Genomic DNA, 8,282 nt, shown 5'->3' with positions numbered 1-8,282 from the left:
AAGCCCCCCCGCCCAAGCGCGATACGGGCCTTTTCTGAAGAAGAACGCTGGGCCATTCATGTACTCATAAGAACAAATCAAATACCACTAACCTTGTGGGATTATGTATTTATCGGTACTTGTTGCTTTACTAAATCAATACTGCTAAACGATCGTCGTCGGGGAGGACAAGACCGCCTGCGCGCGCTTCTGCGCTGCCGGGCGGTTTTCCATTTTTAGGGCCATGCATATGCTGCATAACTGATGTGCATCATCGCCCATTGTAATCATCATACCAGCTACCTATCTTCGGCTTGTTCAGTCTCACTCCTCCTCCCAGAGACTGAACTCGAAGCGCGGCACTCCTCCTCCCAGTCGCGCTTTCCAGATCAGCCCGTTGCACACTCCTCCTCCCAGTGCAGCGGGCTTTCTTGTTTTTTGGAGCTTCTATCTAGATCCATCAAAACGGAATATCGTCGTCCAACATCTCAGATAGACCAACGGACACATTGTCGTTCGCTGGCTCCGGCACGTTGTCATTGTCTGCTTCAAGACTAAGGCCTGCCCGCACGTCTTTCACATTCCAGTATTTGCCGTTTGGAACGACACTGATTTCGTCGGTGGTAAGCAACTCACGCTGGCGTTCAAGCCATTCCATTACCGTCTTCGGAAACGGCCGCTGGCCTCCGTGCTGCGTCCACCATCTATGCGCCTTGGTTTGTGCGAAACCAGTGTGCTGAGGACAAAGCCATTCGTTGATCTGCGTATATCCAGCGATGTAGCTGCACTTAACCGACGGCGGCTTGTCGCCCTTACCTTCGTGAAAGTGAAACGTCCGACCTGTCACTTTGCGCCACTCTGCTTCTGCGGTGCTGACAATCGGAACGTCAGCGGCCTGCCGGGTTAGCTTCTCATCCTCATTTGGCGGGAAGTCATAGCCGCAGCATGGGCACTTCATCAGCGAGATGTGCACCTTCTCACCGCAACCGACCGCCCCGTTGTCGTCTGGCACTGTCGGGCAGATCTTGATTGGCGGCTCACCGTTGCCAGCGCTTGGTGCTTTCGGCTCGACCATGTCGACAGGACCATGCCGATCGACGAGTTTCGCGAAATCCAGAACAAGGCAATTACGTTTAGGGCCTGCCGAGATAGCAGCAAGCCGCTCCTCAACAGTATCCAGTGGCGCACCTACCTTATAGAGCGGGCGAGTGCCACGCCCAGCCATTTGGACGTACAAGCTCAGGGATAAGGTCGGGCGCATAAATGCAATTAGATCAACACCCTTATGATTGAATCCTGTCGTAAGAACTGAATTGTTCGTAACGCACTGGATTCGGTATGCTTTGAAGTCCTCAAGGATGCGGCGGCGTTCTTCCTTCGACGTATCGCCCGTTACAGCCTCGCATGTAATTCCGCGGGATCTAAATACGTCGCGCACGTCCAGCGCAGCCTTTACGCCGGCGCAGAAACAAAGCCAGGAGCGACGATCAGCGCCCTTTGCGATGATCTCAGAAACCACAGCATCATTAAGGTCAGTGCGATTGATTGCCTCTTCCAGCGCGCGCTGCTTGTAATCTCCGCCAAGCCGCCCGACGCCTTTAACGTCGTATTCTGTTGCCGTTGGTTTGCTCGTCAGCGGAGCAAGGAACCCGTCTCGGATGCCATCAGCAACTCCGTAGGTGTAGACAATCTGGTCAAAGAGGCGATCCGCGCCCTCATCCAAGCGACCGCTATCCAGCCGATAAGGCGTAGTAGTCAGGCCAAGGATTTTCATGTCCGGATTGATCTCGAGCAGCGCGTCAATGAACTTGCGATACATCGTGTTGCTGTTGATCGGGATCAGGTGGCACTCGTCGACCATAAGGACGTCGACGTGTCCAATCTGTGCCGCCTTGTTGTGAACAGTCTGAATGCCTGCAAAAACAATCTGACTGCGCGCATCACGACGACCCAAACCAGCCGAATAGATGCCTGCAGGTGCAAATGGCCAAACGCCAAGCAATTCCAGATAATTCTGTTCGATAAGCTCCGCGACGTGAGTAACGACCATCACGCGCATATCGGGCCAGCCCTCAACGAGGCGCTGGATCAGAGATGCCATAACCAACGACTTGCCGCAGCCCGTCGCAAGATCAACAAGCGGATTGCCCGCCTCCTCTTGCCAATAGTCGAACACGGCGTCTATTGCTTCTGACTGGTAGTTTCGTAAGGTTAGCATGTTGGGGGCGTTACCTTGTCTGGAAATGAAAGATTTTGGACGGTGGTTCTGTATGTCGTGACGGTGAGTTACGTCGCTTTCTGCTGCCTCATCTTGGGTTGGCTGGTTGCGACAGAAGATACCGTCATTGAGGCATTAGTCGTGCTGGGAGGAACTTACGGAACCTTATTGACCGGCGTCCCGGTACTGATCGCTGTTCTTGTTGCAAAGCAGCAGTTAGATGCTAATCGGACGCAGCATGTGGCGGCGATTAGACGGTCATTCATCAAGGAGATTAACGTGTTATGTGCAATTCGATCGTATGCTGTCGGCGTCATAAACTACAAGGAAAGATGGTTTTATAAGGCATCCTCAGAAAGTGACTACCCTATATTTACAACGCCATCTTTTGACCCGATGATTGTGGATAGTTGGCCCGATGTTTTGCCTTCATGCTTGAGAGATGATATTATAAGACTTGAGTTTTTATGCATGAAAGTCGTCGAAGATCATCCACATCGACAGGATTTTGAGGCTGCGATAGCAACTCCGATTTACTTAGCTGATAAACTCATCAAAAGCGCTGACGAACATCAAAAACAGCTCTCTCAATACTGGTCCTAACCTTTAGCCCCATCCACCCAAACCTCCCCACTTTTCATGCGATAAGTGATCGTCTCAGCCTCCTCATCGACATCGATCTGCTCACCATTCACCATGCCCGGTAGGTACAAATGCGCTGGGCAGCCGTCACGCTGTTCATCGATCGACAAAGGCTTTGCCCATCGTGCGCATGAGATATGGCAATCGCCGCCGCTCTCAGGCTGAGCATGAAGGCATGTGCGGCAGTTCACACGCGGCTGTGCCTCATGATGGCAGACAGCTTTGTGCTTGCAGAACATGCATCCAAAGAACTCCGGGTTTTCGCTAATTCTGCTCGGAGGCGCGTCTGAAAATACGATGCGTTCGCAGCGAGCAACGAGCCGTAAGCAGAATTCCAGATCGTATTCGATGCGCTCTGAATAGAGGCTGTCGCTGTCCTTGCACGACACCAGATAAAGGCACCGGCTTAAACCGAAGGCATGCATTCCAAGCTGACACTGCGCATAGTGCAACGGCTTTGCTTTCTGGCAGCCGTCCTTAACAATCAGCGCGAAGCCCTTGGCATTGCTCGATTTAAACTCTAGTAGGTGCTCTGTCTTCGACGCCTCCGGCACATTCATTGCCTTACCGTCGCACTTGCCGCGCACAAAGCCCGACACAAGCCGGATCTTGTCTTGCTGCCCGTAAACGTCGACGCCGATGCTCTCGAGATCAGCGACGAGCCGGTCTTCTTCAATGTTACCCGTTTCAAACAAGCGCAGCTGACGGCCGCTATGCACCTCGTGGGCCGAAGCCCACCTGAAGCCATACCAAAGCGCCCTGTCGCATTCTGCGCCCGCCTCGCCCACGCTGATGCCCCACGAGTCCCAGGATTTCGCCTGGGCCTCGTAAGCGGCATAAATCGCGCCGACGGTTGTGGACTGTGGTTTGGGGAGTGGTGCCACGGTCTACACCCGCATCGGCATAATTACGCACCTGTATCCCGGCCGACCGGCTGACGTGATAAGCGCAGGCGAACCAGAATCCGCCATCGACATGGTGACTTCATCCGCACTAAACGCCGCCATGAGTTCCGTGACATACTGGCCATTGAAACCAATCGTCAGTGGCTCGCTACTGAAATTGACCTCCATTTCCTCGGTCGCGTCACCGCGATCTGGATTAGCGACGTTCAGCGTCAGAGCATCCGAAGCAAACGAGAAGCGCACAGCACGCCCCCGCTCGCTTGCAATAACTGATGTGCGGCCGACTGCTTCGCGCAGTGCTTTAGCCGACAGGGTAGCGACACGCTCTGATGGCTTGGGAATAACGCGCTCGTAATCCGGATATGTGCCGTCGACGAGCTTCGACACGATGACAGTCGAACCCCTCTCGACCATTACCTTGTTTGACGAAAGCGAAACCGACACGACGCCTGTCGGCAGCAATGACAGAAGTTTGTTAGGAAGAATAACAGGCGCAAACGACGATTCCTGCTCGATACGTGTTGACGCGAGACGATGCCCGTCTGTTGCCGTGGCAACGATATGGCCGTCCTTGGCTTCCAGAAATACGCCGTTCAGGTAATAGCGGGTTTCTTCGGTGCTGACAGCGAACTGCACTTCCTGCACGAGCGAAGCGAGATCGAACTCGATCGTGGTGTCGAAGCTTCCGTGATTGAAGGACGGGAAGTCAGCGGCTGGCAGCGTATCCAGCTTGAAACGGCTTTTGCCAGATTTAACGACCAGATGATTGCCGTCGGCTTCCAAGCTAATGTCACTTGTGGCGCGCTTCGAAATGTCAGCAAGCAGCTTACCCGCAACCGTGACAGTGCCGTCCTGGCTATCCAGAACAGGCAAGCTGGTGCTGATTTCCAGATCAAGATTTGTACCGGTGATGCTCAGCTGTCCTTTGTCCGCGGACAAGAGCACGTTGCCAAGGATTGGGATTGTCGTTCTGGCCTCAACTGCCTTTGTCACGGTCGACAAGGCGTGCGCAAGCTGCGCTCGGTCAAGCGTTACCCGCATGGGTTTCTCCTCGTGTTGGTGGTGGCAGGCACGGCTGGTGACCGCGCCTTGGTTAGATTAGCCCTTAGACCAAGGACGGCTTCCCGCAGCTTTTGCAGGCTGCGATGGCTTGTTGTTGTTTGCCGCTGCAGGGCGGTTGTCATTGGCTGATCGCTGCGCTGCCGCCGCAGGCTGTTGAGCGTCAATGCTCGGCTCAGGCACGTTGTTTTCGTCAGGGAAGAAGTATTTCTTGATCTCGGCACGCGCCGGATACTGGCCGTCCTTTGAAGGCTTGCCGAGGGCTACTCGCACCGTGAACGACTTAAAGAGCAGATCGTCGGTGTCTTCTACCGAAGACATTTCGAGCGCGCGGCAAAGGCTGGCAAATTGCCTTTGACCAATTTCCTGAGCGGTCGGGTTCTTGTTCTCAATGTTGTAGTTGTTGAACAGCTTGCGATCAGCATATTCAGCGGGCTCGAGCACCTTCAGCGTTGTTTTCAGAATGGTGCCGCTGCCGGTCGAAGTCGGCACCACGTCGGCCGCCTCGATTTCCATCTTGTATGTGCCGTTCGGCAGTTCGGAATAGTCCGACTGCGTCGTGTCGTGTTGGGTGGCGTCAAACGCCGTTCCAAGTCTCGCCATGTGTTAGTTCCTCGTGTTGGTGGTGTGGTGAATGCGCAGGTTAAGACTTTGCGCGAAACACGGTGGGTCGGACAAACCCTCCGATGAAGCCAAGCGCAGCGCCGATCTGCCAAAGTGACATGTGTCCAGCATTGATGCTTAAAGCGGTGAGGAATGCCTGCACTGTTTCAGTGAAGAAGAAGCCGACAACCCATCCCGAAAACGCGCCAAAGAGAACGCCGATCAGCGGTGCAAAGAAAAGAATGGCGGCAACGGTAACCAGTCCAGCTAGTGCTTTTTCCATCAAGCAACCTCCTGCATCGTGTCCGGCCAGTACTTCGCCAGCTCGGTGAAGCCCTGCCCTTTGCGGTATGGAACGGCGTCGGGCATTGAATACCGGTTCTTGGCGTTGAAGCCTGCGCCTTCATTCAGATGGATCTGGCGCTCTTTGCCGCCCTCGGCATGGGCGACCTTTGTCTGGCGCGCGACTTCCTTTTCCTTGATGGAAACTCGGTAGTTCATGAACGCCACAACATCAGACTTTTCTCGAACAAGTGCATTAGCGCGCTTGTGCAGTTTCGGCTGGTACCTCGAATATGGATCTGTCGTCGGGCTGTCGAAGCGCACAATCTCGGGGTGAGCGAGGATGACCACATAAATGCCGGCTTGAGCGAGCGCAGACAGGGCCGACATGAGCTCATTCCATTCGGTGTCGGCTTCCACGTAGCCTTTACCGAACCCAGCTTCCTCAATGCTGTTGATACCAAGGCGGGCACATGTCGCAGCCCAGACAAGCGGTTCGAGGCCGTCGGCACTGTCGATAATCACGGTGCGCCGATCATGCTCAACAGTCAGCAGTTCGCCGATAATGTTGAGCAAATCTTCGAAGCTTTCAATTGTGCCTGGCGTTGCCATTTCGATATCAGATGGCGGACGCTCGCCTTCTGTGGCCAGATAAATCGGATCTGGAAACTCAGATGCAAGGCTGGTCTTGCCGATGCCGTCGACGCCATACAAAAGCATGACCGGCGGGTCGTTTCTCTTCGTCGATTTGAGGCTTGATAGGCTGATAGCCATAAGTAACTCCTCGTGTGTGGTTAGTGGGTAAGTTGAATGACGATCATCATGGCCAGCAGGATGATCGAGCCGATCAGCCAGACTGGCGCCGATGTGGCCAGCGTGGGAAACCGTGGGTAGGTCATTGGCCACCCCACAAATAAAGCAGGCCGTAGAAAGGCAGCACTGCGTTCCAGAAAATGAAGCCTGCCACGACCAGTAAAAGCCCAAGGGTAAACCCCGTGAGAGCCAACGAACGTGCAATCTTCCCGGTGCCATTACCGGCTGGCGTGACGGCGTTCACAACAGCACCCATGAGTAAAAGCCGATGCCCAGCGCTAAAGCCGCGACAACTGCCAGCCCCATGACGAAGTGATCACCAAGGCCCAGCGTAGTTTCGCTGGACAAGATCCGGTCGTCTTCGACGGCGTAGTCTTTGAAAGGCGCCGTCATTCGGCACCGTCCTTATGAAATCTGAGCATAATACCTCCTCGTTCCCCGCCGCGATTGCAGCGGGGCTGGTTGGTTCATCGGTGGGATTTACTGGTTAAGCGGCGATGCGCGAGTACGGCTCGTCGTGAGCGATCCAGTGTTCGACGGCATCCTTTGCCGCCCTCAATCCGAGACCAGTTACAGATCGCAGCTCTTTGATCGCTGAAATCTTCTCGCCCTTAGCAGCGAACCGTTGCCATTCGTGCTTATAGGATGGTGCAGGCTCACTCACCTTCTGCGTCAGCACGTACACGCCGAACTCCTGGCCCTTATGGATACCGGCTAGACGCGTTGCTTCCTTTGCGGCCAACGTTTCATTTGCATGAACATGAGGCGCTGCCGAGGGCTTTGGCTGGCCGTTTTCAATCAGTGCGACGATGGCGGGTTTTGCAACTGGCGCGAAATAGAACATATCGTTACGCAGAATGAACGGGGCCGGTGCAGCAGCTTTGACAGGCTCGTCGACCCATTCGGCGATGAGGTCGAGATTTGGCTCATTGCCTATCCAGCGTGAGCCGTGAACACCGTCTTTCTGGAAGATGCGGATCCCGATATCACCGGCTATATCAGCAGCAAATGCATATGAATCATTATTTCGTGCCATCAATGGCCCAGCCTTACGGCCATCACGCGTGCAGTAGTATTTGCCTGCTTCGATTTTGAGGGGGGCGGCGACAAAGTCAGATAATTGTGCGTGCCAATTGCGCCCTGTTTCTCCCCATCCAGTAAAGGGCGCATCGAACAATACGCGCGCATAATTATTATTGATTTTCTCGATGACACCGATGGAACCGCTATACCGACCATCGCCCTCATTGGCAGTCAAACGCACCCGATCACCGACCTTGAATGTCTGCGCCTTCGCAACTACAGGCAGAGTTTCAAATTCATCTGACGCCAAATACCAGTTGTCGCCAACGTCATCGATGACCCAAACATCACCACCATCGACGGTTTTTACCTCGTAAAGTCCGCCTGCGCGAACGTCGATCTGTGTTACCAGGCTTCTAACCTTATCTCCAACTTTCACATTACCCATCAAGCTACTCCCCTCGTCTTTGTTGATTTTGTCAATTTCACGCCCTTGGTGAAATCGACCGGAATGACATTGGCTTCTTCTGTTCCGATCTCAGAGCCGCCACCGCCGTCGCCATTATTGGCCGGTGGTTCGACTTCGAAGCGCGAAACCTCGATCGTCCCAAGGCCAGTACCTGGTATCCAGAACCGCACTGTGAGGAACATGCAGCCGTCTCGATCGCCGATAATGATCCCCTTCCAGCCTGTCAGCTTGTGGGTCACAATTGAGCCGGGCAGATCCCAGCAGTCACCGCATTCGCAAGTCACGCTGC

At 54.3% G+C, this 8,282-nt stretch carries 11 protein-coding genes; 1 reads left to right on the top strand and 10 read right to left on the bottom strand.

Going from position 1 to position 8,282, the window contains the following annotated elements:
- Positions 1–439 precede the first annotated feature (439 nt).
- Entirely contained in the window at positions 440–2,197 is a 1,758-nt protein-coding gene (locus tag CEV34_RS26615; RefSeq protein ID WP_094544785.1) for a DEAD/DEAH box helicase, read from the bottom strand.
- A gap of 15 nt (positions 2,198–2,212) precedes the next feature.
- On the opposite strand from CEV34_RS26615, the gene CEV34_RS26610 reads away from it, so the two are divergent.
- Entirely contained in the window at positions 2,213–2,800 is a 588-nt protein-coding gene (locus CEV34_RS26610; protein ID WP_143853527.1) for a hypothetical protein, read from the top strand.
- On the opposite strand, the gene CEV34_RS26605 is transcribed toward CEV34_RS26610, so the two are convergent.
- The 9 genes from CEV34_RS26605 to CEV34_RS26575 all read right to left on the bottom strand — a co-directional run bounded on the left by CEV34_RS26605 (position 2,797) and on the right by CEV34_RS26575 (position 8,277).
- A complete protein-coding gene (locus CEV34_RS26605; RefSeq protein WP_094544783.1) occupies positions 2,797–3,723 on the bottom strand; it encodes a PDDEXK family nuclease in 927 nt (308 codons plus the stop codon). The two genes, CEV34_RS26610 and CEV34_RS26605, sit on opposite strands and share 4 nt — an antisense overlap.
- Before the next feature lie 3 nt (positions 3,724–3,726).
- Entirely contained in the window at positions 3,727–4,785 is a 1,059-nt protein-coding gene (gene dnaN / locus CEV34_RS26600) for a DNA polymerase III subunit beta (protein WP_094544782.1), read from the bottom strand.
- 57 nt (positions 4,786–4,842) lie between these two features.
- Positions 4,843–5,406 carry a DUF669 domain-containing protein gene (locus CEV34_RS26595; protein ID WP_094544781.1) on the bottom strand — a complete coding sequence of 188 codons (564 nt, stop codon included), beginning with the start codon at positions 5,404–5,406 and terminating at the stop codon, positions 4,843–4,845.
- 40 nt (positions 5,407–5,446) lie between these two features.
- On the bottom strand, positions 5,447–5,689 hold the full coding sequence (locus CEV34_RS26590) for a hypothetical protein (protein WP_094544780.1): 243 nt from the start codon (positions 5,687–5,689) through the stop codon (positions 5,447–5,449).
- On the bottom strand, positions 5,689–6,462 hold the full coding sequence (locus CEV34_RS26585; protein ID WP_094544779.1) for an ATP-binding protein: 774 nt from the start codon (positions 6,460–6,462) through the stop codon (positions 5,689–5,691). Before CEV34_RS26585 ends, CEV34_RS26590 begins: the two co-directional genes overlap by 1 nt.
- A 121-nt stretch (positions 6,463–6,583) precedes the next feature.
- On the bottom strand, positions 6,584–6,757 hold the full coding sequence (locus tag CEV34_RS27195) for a hypothetical protein (RefSeq protein WP_162761747.1): 174 nt from the start codon (positions 6,755–6,757) through the stop codon (positions 6,584–6,586).
- Positions 6,742–6,894, bottom strand: a complete 153-nt coding sequence (locus CEV34_RS27190; RefSeq protein ID WP_179253659.1) for a hypothetical protein — start codon at positions 6,892–6,894, stop codon at positions 6,742–6,744. Before CEV34_RS27190 ends, CEV34_RS27195 begins: the two co-directional genes overlap by 16 nt.
- A gap of 94 nt (positions 6,895–6,988) precedes the next feature.
- Entirely contained in the window at positions 6,989–7,972 is a 984-nt protein-coding gene (locus CEV34_RS26580) for a ribosomal protein L7/L12 (RefSeq protein WP_094544778.1), read from the bottom strand.
- Positions 7,972–8,277 (bottom strand): hypothetical protein, encoded by a 306-nt coding sequence (locus tag CEV34_RS26575; protein ID WP_094544777.1) that lies wholly within the window; start codon positions 8,275–8,277, stop codon positions 7,972–7,974. The genes CEV34_RS26580 and CEV34_RS26575 overlap by 1 nt, the downstream gene beginning before the upstream one ends.
- Positions 8,278–8,282: the final 5 nt, after the last annotated feature.

Source organism: Brucella pseudogrignonensis, assembly GCF_002252525.1.
In the GTDB taxonomy this organism is placed as follows: domain Bacteria; phylum Pseudomonadota; class Alphaproteobacteria; order Rhizobiales; family Rhizobiaceae; genus Brucella; species Brucella pseudogrignonensis.
This window is presented reverse-complemented; position numbering and strand designations above follow the sequence as displayed.

Bases quoted from the DNA above. Each gene is read 5' to 3' on its own strand.
- CEV34_RS27195 (WP_162761747.1), bottom strand. From the start codon at position 6,757: ATGGGTGCTGTTGTGAACGCCGTCACGCCAGCCGGTAATGGCACCGGG.
- CEV34_RS27190 (WP_179253659.1), bottom strand. From the start codon at position 6,894: ATGACGGCGCCTTTCAAAGACTACGCCGTCGAAGACGACCGGATCTTG.
- CEV34_RS26615 (WP_094544785.1), bottom strand. From the start codon at position 2,197: ATGCTAACCTTACGAAACTACCAGTCAGAAGCAATAGACGCCGTGTTC.
- CEV34_RS26585 (WP_094544779.1), bottom strand. From the start codon at position 6,462: ATGGCTATCAGCCTATCAAGCCTCAAATCGACGAAGAGAAACGACCCG.
- CEV34_RS26595 (WP_094544781.1), bottom strand. From the start codon at position 5,406: ATGGCGAGACTTGGAACGGCGTTTGACGCCACCCAACACGACACGACG.
- dnaN (WP_094544782.1), bottom strand. From the start codon at position 4,785: ATGCGGGTAACGCTTGACCGAGCGCAGCTTGCGCACGCCTTGTCGACC.
- CEV34_RS26590 (WP_094544780.1), bottom strand. From the start codon at position 5,689: ATGGAAAAAGCACTAGCTGGACTGGTTACCGTTGCCGCCATTCTTTTC.
- CEV34_RS26580 (WP_094544778.1), bottom strand. From the start codon at position 7,972: ATGGGTAATGTGAAAGTTGGAGATAAGGTTAGAAGCCTGGTAACACAG.